17 protein-coding genes, 6 tRNA genes and 1 rRNA gene are annotated in these 18,303 nt (G+C 58.7%); 1 reads left to right on the forward strand and 23 read right to left on the reverse strand.

The annotated features are described in order from the left end of the window. Window positions 1-469: 469 nt before the first annotated feature. From hisIE to hprK, 14 genes are all read right to left on the reverse strand, one after another. Window positions 470-1,174, reverse strand: a complete 705-nt coding sequence (gene hisIE / locus BN871_RS19060; protein ID WP_048748373.1) for a bifunctional phosphoribosyl-AMP cyclohydrolase/phosphoribosyl-ATP diphosphatase HisIE — start codon at window positions 1,172-1,174, stop codon at window positions 470-472. Then, window positions 1,171-1,929 carry an imidazole glycerol phosphate synthase subunit HisF gene (hisF, locus tag BN871_RS19065; protein WP_048748374.1) on the reverse strand — a complete coding sequence of 253 codons (759 nt, stop codon included), beginning with the start codon at window positions 1,927-1,929 and terminating at the stop codon, window positions 1,171-1,173. Before hisF ends, hisIE begins: the two co-directional genes overlap by 4 nt. A 36-nt stretch (window positions 1,930-1,965) precedes the next feature. Next, window positions 1,966-2,697 carry a 1-(5-phosphoribosyl)-5-[(5-phosphoribosylamino)methylideneamino]imidazole-4-carboxamide isomerase gene (gene hisA / locus BN871_RS19070; RefSeq protein WP_048748375.1) on the reverse strand — a complete coding sequence of 244 codons (732 nt, stop codon included), beginning with the start codon at window positions 2,695-2,697 and terminating at the stop codon, window positions 1,966-1,968. Between the two features lie 237 nt (window positions 2,698-2,934). Then, window positions 2,935-3,540, reverse strand: a complete 606-nt coding sequence (gene hisH, locus BN871_RS19075) for an imidazole glycerol phosphate synthase subunit HisH (protein WP_021879919.1) — start codon at window positions 3,538-3,540, stop codon at window positions 2,935-2,937. Continuing rightward, a complete protein-coding gene (gene hisB, locus BN871_RS19080; RefSeq protein ID WP_048748376.1) occupies window positions 3,541-4,155 on the reverse strand; it encodes an imidazoleglycerol-phosphate dehydratase HisB in 615 nt (204 codons plus the stop codon). 3 nt (window positions 4,156-4,158) lie between these two features. Further along, a complete protein-coding gene (gene hisD / locus BN871_RS19085) occupies window positions 4,159-5,490 on the reverse strand; it encodes a histidinol dehydrogenase (RefSeq protein WP_021879917.1) in 1,332 nt (443 codons plus the stop codon). 73 nt (window positions 5,491-5,563) lie between these two features. Further along, on the reverse strand, window positions 5,564-6,238 hold the full coding sequence (locus tag BN871_RS19090; RefSeq protein ID WP_048748377.1) for an HAD family phosphatase: 675 nt from the start codon (window positions 6,236-6,238) through the stop codon (window positions 5,564-5,566). 66 nt (window positions 6,239-6,304) lie between these two features. Further along, a complete protein-coding gene (gene hisG / locus BN871_RS19095) occupies window positions 6,305-6,958 on the reverse strand; it encodes an ATP phosphoribosyltransferase (protein ID WP_021879915.1) in 654 nt (217 codons plus the stop codon). Further along, a complete protein-coding gene (locus BN871_RS19100; protein ID WP_021879914.1) occupies window positions 6,955-8,214 on the reverse strand; it encodes an ATP phosphoribosyltransferase regulatory subunit in 1,260 nt (419 codons plus the stop codon). Before BN871_RS19100 ends, hisG begins: the two co-directional genes overlap by 4 nt. 320 nt (window positions 8,215-8,534) lie before the next feature. Next, window positions 8,535-9,668 (reverse strand): polysaccharide deacetylase family protein, encoded by a 1,134-nt coding sequence (locus BN871_RS19105; protein ID WP_049868714.1) that lies wholly within the window; start codon window positions 9,666-9,668, stop codon window positions 8,535-8,537. Window positions 9,669-9,892: 224 nt separating this feature from the next. Further along, entirely contained in the window at window positions 9,893-10,402 is a 510-nt protein-coding gene (locus BN871_RS19110) for a DapH/DapD/GlmU-related protein (protein WP_048748378.1), read from the reverse strand. After that, window positions 10,399-11,058: a pyrophosphatase PpaX gene (gene ppaX / locus BN871_RS19115; RefSeq protein WP_048748379.1), complete on the reverse strand. Its 660-nt coding sequence runs from the start codon at window positions 11,056-11,058 to the stop codon at window positions 10,399-10,401. Before ppaX ends, BN871_RS19110 begins: the two co-directional genes overlap by 4 nt. Continuing rightward, window positions 11,030-12,055, reverse strand: coding sequence for a prolipoprotein diacylglyceryl transferase (gene lgt / locus BN871_RS19120; RefSeq protein ID WP_021879911.1), 1,026 nt, complete (start codon window positions 12,053-12,055; stop codon window positions 11,030-11,032). Before lgt ends, ppaX begins: the two co-directional genes overlap by 29 nt. A 33-nt stretch (window positions 12,056-12,088) precedes the next feature. Beyond that, window positions 12,089-13,027 carry an HPr(Ser) kinase/phosphatase gene (gene hprK / locus BN871_RS19125; protein ID WP_048748380.1) on the reverse strand — a complete coding sequence of 313 codons (939 nt, stop codon included), beginning with the start codon at window positions 13,025-13,027 and terminating at the stop codon, window positions 12,089-12,091. A 198-nt stretch (window positions 13,028-13,225) separates the two neighbouring features. On the opposite strand from hprK, the gene nagZ reads away from it, so the two are divergent. After that, complete coding sequence (gene nagZ / locus BN871_RS19130; RefSeq protein WP_048748381.1) at window positions 13,226-14,566, forward strand: beta-N-acetylhexosaminidase; 1,341 nt, start codon at window positions 13,226-13,228, stop codon at window positions 14,564-14,566. A 142-nt stretch (window positions 14,567-14,708) separates the two neighbouring features. Here nagZ and BN871_RS19135 read toward each other — a convergent pair whose 3' ends face one another. The 9 genes from BN871_RS19135 to BN871_RS19175 form a co-directional block, all read right to left on the reverse strand. Beyond that, entirely contained in the window at window positions 14,709-15,830 is a 1,122-nt protein-coding gene (locus BN871_RS19135) for an ABC transporter ATP-binding protein (RefSeq protein WP_048748382.1), read from the reverse strand. A 114-nt stretch (window positions 15,831-15,944) separates the two neighbouring features. Continuing rightward, a complete protein-coding gene (locus BN871_RS19140) occupies window positions 15,945-17,051 on the reverse strand; it encodes a CdaR family transcriptional regulator (RefSeq protein WP_048748383.1) in 1,107 nt (368 codons plus the stop codon). Window positions 17,052-17,407: 356 nt separating this feature from the next. Beyond that, window positions 17,408-17,480, reverse strand: a tRNA-Lys gene (locus BN871_RS19145). Between the two features lie 13 nt (window positions 17,481-17,493). After that, window positions 17,494-17,579 (reverse strand) — tRNA-Tyr (locus BN871_RS19150). A 44-nt stretch (window positions 17,580-17,623) separates the two neighbouring features. Then, window positions 17,624-17,699: transfer RNA gene (locus tag BN871_RS19155), tRNA-Phe, on the reverse strand. 17 nt (window positions 17,700-17,716) lie between these two features. Continuing rightward, window positions 17,717-17,793, reverse strand: a tRNA-Asp gene (locus BN871_RS19160). A gap of 10 nt (window positions 17,794-17,803) precedes the next feature. Beyond that, a tRNA-Val gene (locus BN871_RS19165) sits at window positions 17,804-17,879 on the reverse strand. Window positions 17,880-17,885: 6 nt separating this feature from the next. Further along, a tRNA-Met gene (locus tag BN871_RS19170) sits at window positions 17,886-17,962 on the reverse strand. Window positions 17,963-18,108: 146 nt separating this feature from the next. After that, window positions 18,109-18,303 (reverse strand): 23S ribosomal RNA (locus BN871_RS19175); the annotation flags it as partial.

An 18,303-nucleotide genomic window follows, 5' to 3' on the forward strand; every position in this document is an offset into this window, starting at 1 on the left:
GCTTCGCGGCGCGGCGAGCGCACGCGGGAGCGGCTTCGCGGCGCGTTGAGCGCACGCGGGCCCGGCTTCGCGGCGCGATGAGCGCACGCGGACCCTGCGGGTTTCCGCAGTTTAGCGGCAGCGGATTGACCGTTCTGTAGAAGCGTCAGCGTTCGCCTTTGAAGGAGTATTCCAGCCAATTTTAAACCCATTAAAAGGAATACGACTTCAACAGCGATCGGAAGAATGGTCAGCCGCGGAGCGATCTTCTACGGCATGGCCGCGGAGCGACGCTCTACCAGCATTGGTCAGCCGCGAAGCGATCTTCTACGGCATGGCCGCGGAGCGACGCTCTACCAGCATTGGTCAGCCGCGGAGCGATCTTCTACGGCATGCCCGCGGAGCGACGCTCTCCCAGCATTAGTCAGCCGCGAAGCCGCCCTTCAGCTACAACAGCAGCCCGCATCGCAAAAAGCGAGCGGGCCGAATGTCAACGGTTCATCTTGTTCGTCGTCGGCTTGCCATGCCGCTCGCGAAGGACTTCCATGACAGAGTCCAGCGGAAGCCCGCGTTCGCGAAGCAGAACCATCAAATGGAAGAGCAGGTCGCCCGCCTCGGAGCCAAGCTCGGCATTGTCGCCGTTTTTGGCCGCGATGACCACCTCGATGCTCTCCTCGCCGAACTTCTTGAGGATCTTGTCCAGCCCCTTCTCGAACAGGTAGGACGTGTAGGCTCCTTCGGGCCGCTCCGCATACCGCTCCGAGATCGTCCGCTCCAGTTCGCCGAGCATGTCGAAGCGGCTCCCCTCAGCAGGCACGGAATCTCCTCCAGCGCCCGCTACCGGAAGCGGATTGTGGAAGCAGCTGTATTTGCCCGTATGGCAGGCCGGCCCCTTCTGATCCACGAGAACCAACAGAGTGTCTCCGTCGCAGTCGTAGCTAAGCGAGCGGATCCGCTGCGTATGGCCGCTCGTCGCGCCCTTATGCCACAGCTCGCTGCGGGAGCGGCTCCAGAACCAGGTTTCGCCGCTTTCCAGCGAAAGGCGCAATGACTCTTCGTTCATGTAGGCGAGCATCAGCACTTCCTTGGATACCGCGTCCTGCACGATAGCCGGAACAAGCCCCGCCGCATCATAGTTGATGGCGCTGAGATCGGCGGCATCCGCCGTCCCGCGCGGAATTTCCTTGCCGCTCATCGGACCTCGACTCCTTCCCTGCGCAGCTCATCCTTGACCGCCGCGACCGTCAGCTCCTTATAATGGAAGATCGTCGCCGCAAGCCCCGCATCGGCGCGTCCTTCGCGGAACACTTCGCCGAAATGCTCCGTCCGCCCGGCGCCGCCGGAGGCGATGACCGGAATGCCTGCCGCATCCGAGACGGCACGGGTCAGCGCGATGTCGAATCCGTCCTTCGTGCCGTCGGCATCCATGCTGGTCAAAAGAAGCTCCCCCGCACCGAGGGACTCGGCCTGCCTGACCCATTCCAGCGCACGAATGCCGGAAGCCTTGCGGCCGCCGTGAGTGTAGACTTCCCATTCTCCCCACTCCGAATTGAACTTGGCGTCGACCGCAACGACGATGCACTGGGAGCCGAAGCGCCGCGCTCCGTCGGAAATCAGCCGCGGATTGAGCACCGCCGCCGTGTTGATGCCGATCTTGTCCGCTCCCGCGCGGAGAATCCGCTTCATGTCGTCGACCTGGGAAATCCCCCCGCCCACCGTGAACGGAATTGTAATTTCCCCAGCCGTACGCCGGACGACCTCGATCATCGTCGCTCTGCCTTCGACGGAGGCGGATATGTCGAGAAAGACGAGCTCGTCGGCGCCTTCGCGGTCATAAAGCGCCGCCAGCTCGACCGGATCGCCCGCGTCGCGGAGATTGACGAAGTTGACGCCCTTGACGACGCGTCCGTCCTTCACGTCCAGGCATGGGATGATGCGTTTGGCTAACATAGGCGCTACCTCTTTTCTGAAAATCGATCTCTGCGGCTAGTTCAGCTCGCGGACGGCATCGGATAGCGCTATCGCCCCGGTATACAGGGCTTTTCCAACGATGGCTCCGCTGATGCCCTCCTCCTTGTAGGCCGCCAGCGCGCGCAGATCCTCGATCCGGCTGACTCCGCCCGAAGCAATGACATCGGCTCCGGAATACGCCGCCAGCGAACGGATCGCCTCGACGTTCGGCCCTTCCATCATTCCATCGCGGGAAATATCCGTGAAGATGAATGCCGCCGCGCCTTTCGCCGCCAGCTCCCGCGCCAGCTCCTCCGCCCGGACCTCGGACGTCTCCAGCCATCCGCGCGTCGCGACCCGTCCGTCGCGGGCATCGATGCCGATCGCTACCCGGTCTCCGTGCCGGGCAAGCACTCTCTCCACAAAAGCGCGGTCTTCAATCGCCGCCGTGCCGAGAATGATCCGCTCGACTCCAAGCCCGAGCAGCCGCTCCACATCGGCTTCCGTGCGAAGGCCTCCGCCGAGCTGCACCGGAACGTCGACCGCGGCCGCGATCTGCCCGATCAGCTCCGCATTCACGGGATGTCCCGCCTTGGCTCCGTCCAGATCGACGAGATGGATCCAGGACGCTCCTTGCGCCTGCCATTCCAGCGCAGCGTTCACGGGACTGTCGTTGTAGACCGTCTCCTGACTGTAGTCGCCTTGGACGAGACGGACGGCACGGCCGCCGCGAATATCGATGGCCGGGTAGATGGTGAACTTGGACATAAAGGTTGATTCCTCCACAAATGAGATGGGCAAGCCGCAGGCTTGCCGAAACGGATGATGACTCCGGCCAGACGGCTTGTTCAAGAGTCAGGCTGACGAAGTTCGAAAATGCTTCTCTATCAAGCGCTGCCCGGTTGCCTCATTTCCGAATTGCGGCTTATCCGCGAGCCAAGCCCAGGAAACTCGAACAGCGGCTCTGTTCAAGGCTGCCCGGTTGCCTCATTTTCGGCTTGCGGCTTATCCGCGAGCCAGGCCGAGGAAATTGCGCAGCAGGCTCATGCCGAGCTCGCCGCTTTTTTCCGGGTGAAACTGCATGCCGTATACATTGCCGCGCTCTACGATGGCCGTAACCGGCTGATAGTAGTCGGCCGTCGCGACCAGGTGGCTTTCTTCTCCGACATGGACATGATAGGAATGGACGAAATAGACATGCCCCTCCTCCAGACCTGCCGTCAGCGGGCTTGGCCGCAGGAAATCCAAGCGGTTCCAGCCCATATGAGGAATCTTGTAGTCTCCCTCGAAACGTACGACCCGGCCCGGCAGCAAGCCAAGCCCTTCATGGCTGCCATGCTCCTCGCCCTCGGCGAACAGCAGCTGCATGCCGAGGCAGATGCCGAGCAGCGGCTTGCCCGAAGCCGCGTAAGCCCGCGTTGCATCGTCCATGCCGGTCTCCCGCAGATAGGCCATCGCATCCCCAAAAGCGCCGACGCCGGGAAGGATGGCGGCATCCGCTTCAAGAATCTCGTTCCTGTCCGCGGTCACGACGGCTTTGAATCCGAGCCGCTCCACCGCTTTGCTGACGCTGTGCAGATTGCCGAGGCCGTAATCGATGATCGCGATCATCTACAGCACGCCCTTCGTCGAAGGCACTCCCTGCACGCGCGGGTCGATGGAGGTCGCCTCGTCCAAGGCGCGTCCAAGCGCTTTGAACACCGCTTCGATCATATGATGCGTGTTTTTGCCGTAATGAACGATGACGTGGAGAGTGAAGCGGCCCTCAAGCGCCAGCTTCCACAGGAATTCATGCACGAGCTCCGTAGAGAAGCTGCCCACCTGCTGGGAAGGATACTCCGCCCGATACTCGAAATGCGGCCTGTTGCTGAGATCGATGACGACCTGGGCAAGAGCTTCGTCCATCGGGACGAACACGCTTGCGTAACGCTTGATTCCCCGCTTGTCGCCAAGCGCCTCCCGCAGCGTCTGTCCGAGGCAGATGCCGATATCCTCCACCGTGTGATGGTCGTCGATATCGACGTCGCCGCGCGCTTCGACCTTCAGATCGAACTGCCCGTGCTTCGTGAACAGATCCAGCATATGGTTCAGGAAAGGAACATCCGTCTCGATCTCCGAACGGCCGCTTCCATCCACGCTGAACGCGAGCTTGATGTCGGTTTCGTTCGTCTTGCGCGCCACCTCGGCTCGGCGTTCTTCTTGCTGCCTGTTGTCTTCTTGTGCCATGATCTAATCCCTCTTTCCGTCCGTAGCTTGGTTCGCCGCTTCTGCGGCAGATGCAGCCTCCCGCTCCAAACGCACTTCGATCGCGCGGGCGTGGCCTTCCAGTCCTTCGTGCCGGGCCAGCGTCATGATGGCTTGGCCGTCCCGCAGCAGCGCTTCGCGGCTGTAGGAGATCAGGCTCGATTTTTTGATGAAGTCGTCCACATTGACCGGAGAGCTGAACCTCGCCGTTCCGTTGGTCGGGATGATATGGTTCGGCCCCGCGTAGTAATCGCCTACGGGCTCCGAGCTGTACGGCCCGAGGAAGATCGCTCCGGCGTTCTCGATCGAGCCGAGCAGCGCCATCGGATCGGCGGTCAGCACCTCCAGATGCTCCGGCGCGAGCCGGTTGACGATGTCCACGCCGGCTGCGATGGAGTCGACCAGCAGAATCGCTCCATGGCGGTCGATGGATTCCCTTGCGATCGCGGCGCGCGGAAGCAGCGCCAGCTGGCGCTCCACTTCAGCAGCAACGGCCTCGGCAAGCCCTCTCGACGGCGTAATGAGAATGCTCGACGCCATCTCGTCATGCTCCGCCTGCGACAGCAGGTCGGCTGCGACATAGGCCGGCTCGGCCGTATCGTCGGCCAGCACGGCGATCTCGCTCGGCCCGGCGATGCTGTCGATATCGACAGCGCCGTACACGGCGCGCTTGGCGAGAGCCACATAGATGTTGCCCGGGCCGCAGATTTTGTCCACCGGCGGGATGCTCTCCGTGCCGTAGGCAAGCGCGGCGATCGCCTGCGCTCCGCCGACGCGGTACATCTCCTTGACGCCGGCTTCCGCTGCCGCAACGAGGATATACGGGTCGACGCCCGCTTTGCCTCCCGTCGCCGGCGGCGTGACCATGACGATCTCAGGCACGCCGGCGACCTGCGCCGGAATGACGTTCATCAGCACGGAGGACGGATAGGCGGCTTTGCCTCCCGGCACATAGACGCCTACCCGCTTCAAGGGGCGCAGCACTTGGCCCAGCACGGTGCCGTCCGGCTGCACGTCCATCCAGGACTGGCGCCGCTGGCGTTCATGGTAGCGGCGGATATTCGCAGCCGCGCCGCGAATGGCGTCCAGGAAATCCGGCTCCACCCGGCTGTAGGCGGCTTGGATCTCCTCTTCCGTCACCCGCAGGTCCGACGCCGAGAGAGACACGCCGTCGTATTTTTCCGTCAGCTCCAGCAGCGCTTCATCGCCGCGCGTCCGGAGAGCTTCCACCGTGCTCCGCACCGACTCATTCTGTTCCGGGGTTCCATATTCCACTTCCCGGGTCAATTTGAACTGCTCCGCCCGCATTATGCGCATACAGCGTTCTCCTCTCTATCCTTGTCGCTGCCCGTCCGAGTCTGGCATCCAGCCTGTTCCCAGGCGCCTCTCCTCAAGGCTGCGGCGAATCCAGACGCTCCAAAAGCGAGTCCAGCGTCAGATCCGCCATGGACTCCAGCTGCAAGTCGGCTCCGCTGAACGTCAAATGACGCGTGACGGAGTTCGGGATCACTACCGTCCGCATGCCGGCAGCGCGGGCAGCCGTGAAGCCGTTGAGCGAGTCTTCGAACGACACGGCCTCATGTCCGTGGACGCCAAGCTCCGACAGCGAGGCGAGGTACAGCTCCGGATCCGGCTTGATCCGCTTCACTTTATCCTTCGTCTGGAAGGAATCGAAGCGGTCCAACAGTCCATGCCTCGTAAGCAAAGGCTCGATCCAGCCCCAGGAAGAGCTGGACGCCAGGCCGACGGCGAGCCCAAGCTCGCGGGCGCGCGCCAGATTCTCCCGGACTCCCGGCAGAATCGAAGACTCCTGGACGATGGCCGAATAGATCTCCTTGTACCGGGTTTCAATGAGTTCTCTCTCCAGCGGCTTGCCCAGGATTTCTTCCAGATAAGCATAGGGGTCGAATGCCGCAAAGGAGGTGCCCACGCAGCGGGCGAACATTTCCAGCGGAAGCTCTGCCCCATGCTCGCGGTATACCCGATCAAACGCCTCGTAAGAGGGCGTCTCCGTATCCAGAATCAGTCCGTCAAAATCGAAGACCACTGCCTTGATTGCCGTCATCGCCATTCCTCCGTCTGAATCGGTTTGGTGAATAGCTGCTTGGACCGATGATTCTCAACCGGCCCTCTAAGCCTTCGCGCCCAATGCCGCCTGAAGGCGGTCGCAAAGGCTCTGGATCGCATCGTTCTTCATGCGGTAGCTGACGCGGTTGGCGATCAGCCTGCTCGTGATGCTGAAAATTTCTTCCATTTCCACAAGCCCGTTGTCGCGCAGCGTCTGTCCGGTTTCCACCATGTCGACGATCCGGTCGGCCAGGCCGATCAGAGGAGCCAGCTCGATGGATCCGTTCAGCTTGATCACCTCGACCTGCTGGCCGCGCTCCCGGAAATACTGGGAGGCTACCGCAGGATATTTCGTCGCGACGCGCGGATTGATGACCGGCTTCCAGTCCGGCAGCCCGATGACCGACATGCGGCAGCGGGCGATGCCCAGATCAAGCAGCTCGTAGACGTCCTTGTTTTCCTCCATCAGCACGTCCTTGCCGACGACACCGATATCAGCGACGCCATATTCCACATACGTCGGCACGTCGACCGGCTTGGCCATGATGAATTCCATGCGCGCTTCCGGCACTTCGACGATCAGCTTCCTCGATTCGTCGACCTCTTCGTTGATAAGGAGGCCCGCTTCCCGGAACAGCCGGGAGGCTTGCTTGTAGATGCGTCCTTTCGGCATCGCGACTTTGAGAATATCGCCTTCTGTCCTGCCGTCCGTCCTCATCGCTCGTCCCCCTCCTCTTGGTTCCCGTCAAAGAAGGGCAGGAACGTCCCATACACCAAGCCGCCGAATTTCACGGACTCGCCGTCGGCAAGCCTCCGTGCGGTGCGCTCCGGCTCTTCGCTGCCCCGGGCTTCGCCATGGCGGATTCCCGGAGCCTCCATGCGGGCCGTCACGACTGCCGCTCCTTGCCCTCTTAGCCGGATCGCTTCGGCAAGAGCGCGTTCGCGCCCCGTGCCGTCGTAGCCGATCAGAATCCGGCGCGGAGCTTCCTGCTCCTCGCCGACCAGCTCCAGCACCCGCGTCGTCTTGACCGCGAAGCCGGTAGCCGGCGCCGGGCGCCCGAACTGCTGGAGAAGGTTGTCGTACCGCCCGCCTCCGACGACGGGAAATCCGAGATCCGCCGCATAACCCTCGAAGGTCATGCCCGTATAATACGAAAAATCTCCGATCATCGTCAGGTCGATCAGCACATGCTCGCTCACGCCGTACGCCTCGAGCACATCCCATATCTCGCAAAGATGGCGAATCGACTCTTGGGCTGTGGCATTCGGCGTCAGGCTCATCGCCTGCGTGCAGATTTCCTGGCCGCCGCGAAGGCGGAGCAGCCCCTTCAGCTCCTGCTGGACCTGCTCGGTCAGCCCCAGTCTTCCAAGCTGGTCCCGGTACCCGACATGGTCCCGGTTGAGCAGATAATCCTTGAGCTTGCCCTGGCATTCCGCCCGTCCGGGCAGCAGCTCTTCCAGCAATCCGTTCAGAAAGCCCACATGGCCGACCGCGATGCGGAACTTCTCGACGCCAGCGGCCTGCAGGGAGGCGATCGCAAGGGCGATGACCTCGGCATCCGCTTCGGCCGAAGCGTCTCCGACCAGCTCGACGCCGGTCTGGAAAAACTCCGCATCCCGTCCCGCTTCGTTCTCGAACGCTCGGAATATGCTGGAATGATAGGAAAGGCGCAGCGGAAACGGCTGTTCCCGCAGCAGAGAGGATACGACACGCGCGATCGGCGCGGTCATATCGGAACGAAGCACGAGCGTCGTGCCGCGGTTGTTCAGCAGCTTGAACAGCCGCTGATCGGATGTCGAGCTGGCGACGCCGACAGTGTCGTAATATTCCAGCGTAGGAGTCATGATCTGATCGTAGCCCCAGCGTTCCATGCAGCTCAGCACGCTGCTTTCGATCTGTCTGAGCTTGGATACGGCATGGGGGAGATAGTCCTTGACGCCTACCGGTTTTTCAAATACTTTTGGTTTGGACATCGGTTTGGTCTCCTAATATAAACAGACGCTCGAAGCAATCGGCTCCAAGCATTCGCTTTTTGTAAGTTGGCTTCATACTTTAGTGAGTTAATGTGCTACCAAGTTACCATACTGCCAAAGTAAAGGTATTTGTAATCCTATCATGATTCGGTCTCTCCCGTCAACCGGCACGAGCCGCCTGAACCGCCATGCTTGCGGGTTCGGGCGGCTCGTGCCATACCGTATGAGCGTGCAAGAGCACGGTGCTTAGGAGGACCGCAGAGATCGCCATGGGCGGACCGCAAGGTTCGCCGGGCATAACACCCGCTCGGCGATTGTTCCTAAGATGGTTTCCCCGGAAGCAGAGACAGCTTCTTGCGGCGCAGAATGATGACCTCCCAGGCCGACCGCAGCCATAGGGCGCCGACAAACATGACGAGCAGAGGAAGCGTCAGCAGCAGGTAGGCCCGATCCGGAGGCTGATAGCGGTTGTGGCCGATTAGACGGGGAGCCTGCTTCATAAGCTCGATCTGCAGCTCGGGATCGTTCTCCGCTCCGCCGGCATTCAGCCGGAATCCGTTCCCTCTTCCTGGACCGTTCATGCCCGGCTTCACCGTCAGCGTCACGTTGATGCCGAGCTCCTTGCATGTGCGGAGCAGCGGCCGAGAGAAGGCTCCGTATGGAAAGGCGAGCACATCGTTGCGCACGCCGAGTTCCTTCTGCAGCGTCCGATTGGCATGGTCCAGATCCTCGCGAATGCGGCTTTCGTATTCTTTCTCCGTCTCCCGTCTGCCAAGATCGCTCCGGTATACCCTTCCGGCCAGAAGAGGCACCAGCCTGTTTCCCTTCGCATTCTCCGGCGCATAAGCATGGGAATCGTATGTATGGCTGTAAAAATCCATGCCATGCTTGCGCATGGCTTTCATCTGTTCCCAGGTCAGCTTCGGCACGCCGGCATGCTTGGGGTTTCCGATTGTGCCGGCGATGACGAAGTTGGTCGCAGTCAGCCCGTTTTTGAGCAAGACGGGATACGCATACCGGTAAAAGGATTCGTAGCCGTCATCGAATGTAAGCAGTACCGCGTTATCGGGCACCGGCTTGCGCTTCAGGATAAAAGCCTTGTATTCATCCATGCTGATGACATGGAAGTTGTTGTCGCGCATCAGCTCGAGCTGCCGCTCCAGCTTGTCCAAGGCCAGCGCCTTCGTGTCCGAAGGGGTCGGCTGGACATCATGGTACATCAGGACAATGACTTTGTTGCGGTAATAAATGCCCTTGGGCGTCCGTTCTCCGGGCTTCAAATCCTTATATTCCCCTCCGGCTGCCTCCTCGCTCATCGCAGGGGCTTCCGACAGCAGGCGCTTGACGGCCGGAAAGTGCTCCCGGTAGCGAACGGCAGCCGCGCCGGCAGCCGTCAGGCACAGAACGAAGGCCAGGACAGCAGACAGCAGCCAAAACCGCTTGACGGTACTCAATTGCGTTCTCTCCTTGCAGGTTGGACTGGCATCCTCAGGCAGAGGCCAATCCTGTAAACGAGTCCTGTCCGCAAAAAGTTGCCTTGGCTTCCTGTCCTCAATCCTGAATATGTCCTGCCTATGCCTGATCTATTCCTGTCCTTGCCTGGTCTATGCCTGGCTATGTCCTGCCGAACCCCAGTCTATGCCTGGTTTTTGTCCTGCCTATGCCTGACTAGTCCCATCTAAGCCCTGTCTATATCCGGATTCAATCCTGTTGCCGAATGATCCGGAACGGATTCCCCCCCTACGAATGCGCCGGCAGGCACGTCCCGGTGGACCAGGGAACCGGCGGCCACGACGGCGCCGTCGCCGATCGTCACACCCGGGAGGATCGTCGTATTCGCTCCGATCATGACGTTGGAGCCGATCACGACATCCCCCAGCCGATATTCATGGATCAAATATTCATGGGTGAGGATGGTCGTATTGTAGCCGATGATGCAGTTGTCCCCGACTGTGATCCGCTCAGGGAAGAAGACGTCCACCATGACCATGAGCGCGAACGACGTCGTCTTGCCGACCCGCATGCCGAGAATCCGGCGGTAGATCCAGTTTTTGACCGGCAGGGAGGGGCAATAGCGGGAGATCTGGATAGCGGCGAAGTTGCGCACCGCCTTGAACCGGCTTACGGTTCGGTATACCTGCCACAGCGCATTCGGCCCATCGGTCGGATAACGCTCGACGTTCCTCACCGGGCCTCCTGCTCCAATCCGAGCAGAGCATACAGATCCCTCATGTCCTGCAGGACATGGGCAGCTCCGTATTCGCGCAGCAGCGCCTCTCCCTTCAGAGACCAGGCGACGCCGACCGGCACAGCCCCTGCCTCGAGAGCGGACTGGATGTCTACGGCGCTGTCGCCGACCATCATCGTCTCCTCCGGCTTCGCTCCCAGCATCTCCATGGCGCGCAGAACCGGCTCCGGATGCGGCTTCGGGTTGTCCACGTCATCCAGCGTTACGATGGCATCCATATAATCCAGCAGTCCCGTCAGGCGAAGTCCTTTTTCCGTGGACATGCGGATCTTCGTCGTGACGACGCCAAGCTTGAAGCCTGCGGCCTTGAGCCGCTCCAGCACCTCGGCCGTATGGGGAAACGGCACGACGAGATCGTCATGCAGCTTCATATTCATTTCCCGGTACAAGGAAATCAGATGCGAGGTTTCTTCCTGGCCGGAGAAATGCTTCATCTGGTCGACCAGAGTAAGGCCCATATAAGGAATCATCTGCTCCCGCCCGAAGTCTGCGGGGACAACTCCCTGCAGCGCGTGGAGGAAGGAGCGCATGATCAATTCATTCGTGTCCAGAATGGTGCCGTCCAAGTCAAACAGTAGGTTTCGTATGGGTTTCATCGTGATGATTCTCCTTTACTGCTTCGGAAACGGGCTGTGCCTCCTGCGGCTCTACGCCGGCGGGTAGTCCGGTCTTGCGGTTGATGACCGGGTCGGAATACCGCTCCGCGGCAAGTCCTGTCGACCGGCGGACGATAATCATGACGATGCAGAACAGGATGGCGAGGACGGCGATCAGCTGAGAACTGCGGACGTTGCCATAGGCCGGATCCAGATAGCCCGGTTCGAACAGGATTTTCATCGGGGACCACAGGCCGTTCATCAGCGATTCGAGCCAGGCGGGACCTGCAAAGGCAAGGCTGTCCGTACGCAGCCCCTCAATGAAGAACCGGCCGATCGAATACCAGATCAGGTAGGTGAAGAACATTTCTCCGGCGCGCACCCAAGGACGTCGGCGAAGGACAAAGATAAGCAGGATGCCGATGATGTTCCACACCGATTCGTACAAGAAAGTCGGATGATGGAACTGGCCGGTGCTTTCTACATACATCTGGTCCACGATCCAGTCCGGCAGATGCAGCTCGCCGCTCAGGAACCGGCGCGTGACGGGACCGCCGTAGGCTTCCTGGTTGACGAAGTTGCCCCAACGGCCGATGATCTGGCCGATCAGCAGAGACGGGGCGCATATATCGACGATGCGCCAGAAATTGAGGCCTTTACGGCGCACATAGAAGATCGCGCAAATAATGGCGCCGATCAAGGCGCCGTAGATCGCGATGCCGCCGTTCCAGATCGCCAGGATCTCACCCGGATGCTGCCGGTAATAATCCCATTTGAACAGGACGAAATAAGCTCGTGCCGCTATAATCGCGGAAGGAACCCCGAGCAGCAGCAGGTCCATGAAGAAATCGGACGAGATGCCGAAGCGCCTGCCCTCCCGGATCGCCAGCACCAGTCCCATCAGAGCTCCCAGTCCGAGAATGATTCCATACCAATGGACCGTTATCGGTCCAAGCTCGAAGGCTATGGGATTGATACGAAGAGAATATTCCGTCATCGTTGCCGACCTCTTTCCATAGGAAGATTGCCTTTATTCATAGTCGTCCATGTCATCTGCGATCGTTTCCGTAAGCTTGTTCGTGAACTGCAGCGCGGCGTTGTATCCCATCCGCTTCAAGCGGTAGTTCATCGCGGCGACCTCGATGATGACGGCAAGGTTGCGTCCAGGGCGGACGGGAACCGTCACCAGCGGAACATCCGTCTCGATGATGCGGGTCGTCTCCTCGTCCAGGCCGAGACGGTCGTACTGCTTCTCCGGCTGCCAGTTCTCGAGCTTGATGACCACGCTGATGCGCTTGTTGTTGCGGATGGCGCCCGCGCCGAACAGCGTCATCACATTGATGATGCCGAGACCCCGAATCTCCAACAGATGCCGGATCAGCTCCGGAGCCGTTCCGTGCAGCTGTCCGTCCGACGTTTGCCTGATCTCGACGGCATCGTCCGCGACAAGCCGGTGGCCGCGCTTCACGAGCTCGAGCGCCGTCTCGCTTTTGCCGATGCCGCTGCCGCCTGTAATGAGGATGCCCATGCCGTACACATCCACGAGGACGCCATGGATCGTCGTTGTCGGCGCAAGCCGGCGCTCCAGGAAGTTGGTCAGGCGGCTGGAGAAGATCGTCGTTGAAATCTGGCTTCGCAGCACCGGAATATGCTTCTCCGCCGCTTGCTCGATCAGCTCGAGCGGCGGCTCCAATCCGCGGGTGAGCATGATGCATGGCGTCTCATCGTTGCACAGCTTCTCCAATCTTTCCTTGCGCTCACGGCTGTCCAGCGTCTGGATGAACGCAAGTTCCGTCTTGCCGAGCAATTGAACCCGCTCTTTGGGGTAATAATGGAAATAGCCGGCCATCTCCAGCGCGGGCCGGTACAGATCGTCGGTCGTTATAATACGCTGCATGCCGTCTTCTCCTGCCAGAATCTCCAGTTGAAACGGCTGCACCAATTCGGATACCTTGACTTTTTTAGCCATGAGGGCCCTCCTGTATGTTTCCCTGTTCCAGGGCATATGTACGTTGCTTGCGGGCAATTCGTAGAGCCTTCTGCCTATTAGTTCCATCCTAAAGGAAAACGGGCATCAGCGCAACGTAGCGAGCATCCACAACATTTACGCGATCCATTGCGTCCATTACAATGGATTTAGCAGACTACCATCAAGCGAGGTGGAAAAATGCGCTCCAAACGAATTCGCCGCGGCAGCCGGAGCCGTTTCGCCCGGCCCGCTCTTATTGCCGTTGCCCTTGCGGCTGCAGCTGTCGGATCGGCATGGTCCGAGTACGGACCCTCCCATCCAGGCTTCGCATCAACGGCCGGAATGCAGCCTGCCGCGGCTGCGCCGGCCCAGATTCGGGCTGTGGACGAGTCCACCGTTTCCTGGCCGCCCGTAGCAGGCCTAAGTAATGCCCAAAGCCAGGAAATCGCCAGACGAATCGGATCCATGAGTACGGAAGAGAAGGTGGGACAACTGGTCATCGCAGGCGTGGAGGGCATCAAGCCGGACAAAGAAGCCGAAACTTTGGTCCGGGACTACCGCGTCGGGGGCTTCATCCTTTTCCGAGACAATATGAAGACTTTGCAAGGAACCGTCGATTTTCTCAATGGACTCAAGGCTCTGAACAAGGCGGAAGGAAATCTTCCGCTTATGCTCGGGGTCGATGAAGAGGGCGGCAAAGTGACCCGGATGCCCGCATCGGTCGAGAAAATACCGAGCAACGGCATCATCGGCAAGTCAGCCAATGCCGAATACGCACGCGATGTCAGTCAGTTGCTGGCGAGGAGGGTCAAAGCATTCGGCTTTTCCGTGGACTTTGCTCCCGTGCTCGACGTCAACAGCAATCCCGACAATCCGGTCATCGGCGACCGCTCTTACGGCAGCAGCGCTCAGCTTGTAACCAAGCTGGGAACTGCCGCCATGCTGGGATTCAAGAAGGAGGGCATCCTCGGCGTCCTCAAGCATTTTCCGGGGCATGGAGATACTTCGGTCGACTCCCACAAGCAGCTTCCCGTCACCGGCAACGGTCTAAGCAGGCTGCAGGAGGTGGAGCTTCCGCCGTTCCAGGCGGCCATCGACCAGGGAGCGGACGCCGTGATGGTCGCTCATATTCTGCTGCCCAAGCTGGACGCCGAGTACCCGGCTTCGATGTCCAGGCCTGTCATTACCGGGCTGCTGCGGGACAAGATGAAATTCAACGGGCTTGTGTTCAGCGACGATCTGACCATGGGGGCCATCCTGGAAAACTATGATGTCGGAGATGCGGCTGTCCGAACCATATCGGCCGGCGGAGATATCGTCATTGTCTCGCATGGCAATGACAACATCATCCATGTGCTGCAGAAGCTTCGGCAGGCTGCCGCCGACGGATCGATACCCGCCACACGGCTCAACGAAAGCGTCTACCGCATTATGGCCCGCAAGCTCCAATACCAGATGACAGACGGCAAGGTAAGCTCTATTTCGGTCGATCAGCTCAATAAGGATGCCCTCAAGGTTCTTGATGCCTATCGGAAGTAAGCCTGTTTCTTTCTAATAGTGAAATTAGTTCTGCGACAACGGGATAAAGGTCACTCGTCAAGAGTATGCTGGCCTGGCCCTATATGCAAAAAGGCTGCCGATCATGTTCCCATGATCGGCAGCCTTTTTTTTATCTTTAGGATTAGTTCTCGAACAGGTTCAGCTCCGTCGCTTTGTCGAAGACATGAACTTTGTTCATATCCAGAGCGAGCTTGACGCTTATGCCGTCACGCATGCCGGAACGTCCGTCAACGCGGGCGATAACCGTATCGTTGCCGATTCCGTTCAGGTACAGGTACATTTCGTGGCCAAGGTTCTCCGCCACTTCGATGTTGGCATTGACGATGCTGTTAGGCGATGCTTCCAGGAAGACCGGCTCTTCGTGCAGGTCCTCAGGACGAACACCCAGAACGACTTCTTTGCCTACGAAGCCTTTGTCGCGCAGGACGTTGGCTTTGCCTTCAGGAAGAACAACATCCACACCCGAAGCCTTGAAGCGCAGCGCGCCGCCTGCTTCGCTCAGCGTACCGGTGATGAAGTTCATCGCTGGCGCGCCGATAAATCCGGCTACGAAGATGTTCACCGGGTGGTTGTAAAGCTCATCCGGGGTTGCGTTTTGCTGAATAATGCCGTCTTTCATGACTACGATGCGATCGCCCATCGTCATGGCTTCGATCTGGTCATGCGTTACGTAGATCGTCGTCGTTTCCAGACGTTTCGTCAGCTTGCTGATCTCGGCGCGCATTTGGCCGCGGAGCTTGGCGTCAAGGTTGGAAAGCGGTTCGTCCATCAGGAACACTTGCGGTTCGCGGACGATAGCGCGGCCCAGGGCGACACGCTGGCGTTGGCCGCCGGAGAGAGCTTTCGGCTTGCGCTCCAGAAGATGTTCGATATCAAGAATTTTTGCCGCTTCGCGAACGCGCTTATCGATGTCCGCTTTTTTGAACTTGCGCAGCTTCAGGCCGAAAGCCATGTTCTGGTACACGTTCATGTGCGGGTACAGGGCGTAGGATTGGAATACCATCGCGATGTCGCGGTCTTTAGGGGCGACATCGTTCACAAGGCGATCGCCGATGAACAGCTTGCCTTCGGAGATTTCCTCCAGACCAGCGATCATGCGGAGCGTCGTGGATTTGCCGCAGCCGGAAGGACCGACCAGAACGAGGAATTCCTTATCCTTGATGTCCAGGTTGATGTCTTTTACCGATGCGTTGTCGGATCCAGGGTATTTCTTGTAAACATGTTCTAAACGTACGCCTGCCATGTTTGTTTCCCCCTATGTGAGTGAGTAGGTGATACCTCTACGGTTGAATGATCTTATGAATCTATATTAACCGAAAATGTAAGCGTATGACTATGCACAAACCCTACAAAAAAACTAAGGTCTTTTCGTGACTTTATCCAATAGCAGAATAATCTTCACCATGACGGCGTCCCGGAAGAGCCTGACGTCCAGTCCCGTTTCCTGCTTCAGCTTGTCCAAACGGTAAAGAAGGGTATTCCGGTGGATATACAGCTTCTTCGCCGTCTCGCTTACATTGCAGTCCAAGGCGAAAAATGTCTCCAGCGTCGTGAGGATCTCCGGCTCCATGTAATAATCCGACCGGCTGAGCGTCTGCTCGATGAACTTGCTGCGCTCCCGTTCCGGAATGGCGCTGAGCAGCCTCTCGAGATTCAGCTGCCAAGGCAAATGAAGGTTGGAACCGACATGGAACCGCCGGCCAAGCTCGATCGTTTCCTTCAGCAGCGCCGCGCTATCGACAAGCGACTTCAGAGGCTGCATCGGCAGCGACAGCGCAAGATGGCATTCGCCCAGCCATTCGCTCGCCAGCATCTCATGAAGCCCGAGACCGATGGATTTCAAGCTTTCCTCCTCCGATTCGTCCTCTTCGGTTCCTTCCAGCTGGGAATCCCTGAGCAGGGATACCGGACTCAGAATTAGCCATTCGTTGCGCTGAAGCGGAATCAAGAGTACTTCCTCCGGAAAGAAGGACAGGAGCAGCTTCTCGAGCTCGCTGTAGGAATCGTCTGCCGCTCCGGGATATTCCCGCACGAGCAGAATCGGTATCATTTCGGCGTACAGCCGCCCTCCCTCGGCAAGCGAAGCCGGCAGCGGATCATGTCTTGAGCTGTCCAGCTGGCCATTGATCCATCGACCCAATTCGGCTGCCGTCTTCTCCATGCCCGTAGCCGGCTTGACGTTCCAGGCACGTTCCGGCCTGGCGTATTTCAACGTCAAGCGAAGAAGCCGAATCTCGGTTTCCGATAGAGGCTCCGTACGGTGGATTTCCAGGCACTCGACCTTGATTCCATCTCCGGCCAGCCTTACCACTAATCGATCCTTGTCTACAATCCAATTGCCATTCTGCTCCGCCTTGATGCCTCCGCCTGCCATGTCCCGCCACTGCGCCGCGGAGAACTGGCGAATATCGAGATCTGTTCCTAGAATGCCGCGCAGCTCTTCCAGCCACTCTCCTGATGCCATCGTATGTCCCGCCTCCTGCGCACCAGCCCTTGCAAGCCGTATGCAGCCATATAAGCAAGTTTACCATGAAGGCATTCCTGCCCGCCAACCTCTGCGACGGTCAGAGCCTGTTTGCGATGGGAATAACCTGATTCTCAATGAATTAACCTGTATTTTCAATGAACGTCAATCAGCTTTGCGAATATCATCAAGCGAGCTTGCGAATATCATTATGCCAGCTTTGCCAAGACCATCAAGCGAGCTTTGCAAAAAACCATCAGCCAGTCAGAAATGCGATTTAAATGTTTTCTTCCGTTGAAAAACAAAAAAGCACAGACAGAGTCTGTGCTTGGAAGGTTCAGTTATTGGGGAAGAAGTGAGCCATGAAGGACTCGAACCTTCGACACCCTGATTAAAAGTCAGGTGCTCTACCAACTGAGCTAATGGCTCTTAAAAATGAAAGTGGTGGAGGGCGATGGATTCGAACCACCGAACTCGTCAGAGAACAGATTTACAGTCTGCTGCGTTTGGCCACTTCGCTAGCCCTCCACAAATGCTCTAAGATGCGCCTTATAGCTCACTTAGAAAACCAATGGTGGCTTGGGACGGAATCGAACCGCCGACACAAGGATTTTCAGTCCTTTGCTCTACCAACTGAGCTACCAAGCCTTACTTGCATGAAAAAATGGCGGAGCTGACGGGATTCGAACCCGCGGTCTCCTGCGTGACAGGCAGGCATGTTAGGCCTCTACACCACAGCTCCAGGATAAATATGGTGGAAGCTGAGGGGATCGAACCCCCGACCCTCTGCTTGTAAGGCAGATGCTCTCCCAGCTGAGCTAAGCTTCCATATAGTGGTAGCGGCGAAGGGAATCGAACCCCCGACCTCACGGGTATGAACCGTACGCTCTAGCCAGCTGAGCTACACCGCCACATTTTTCAGGTAAGGCATCGCCAAATGCCCAAACAATTTGTCTCGCTCCATTGTACTTGACACTGGAAACGTGAGGCAATTGTGCCCTGAAAACTGGATCGAACCAATAGGATGGATGCTGAGTCCATTTGCTTTTCTTACCCATAGGATAAGCCCTCGACCGATTAGTATTCGTCAGCTGCACGCATTGCTGCGCTTCCACCCCGAACCTATCAACCTGGTCGTCTACCAGGGGTCTTACATACTGGGAAATCTCATCTTGAGGGGGGCTTCGCGCTTAGATGCTTTCAGCGCTTATCCCGTCCGTACGTAGCTACCCAGCGGTGCTCCTGGCGGAAC

This window comes from Paenibacillus sp. P22 (assembly GCF_000469945.2).
Classification (GTDB): domain Bacteria; phylum Bacillota; class Bacilli; order Paenibacillales; family Paenibacillaceae; genus Paenibacillus_O; species Paenibacillus_O humicus.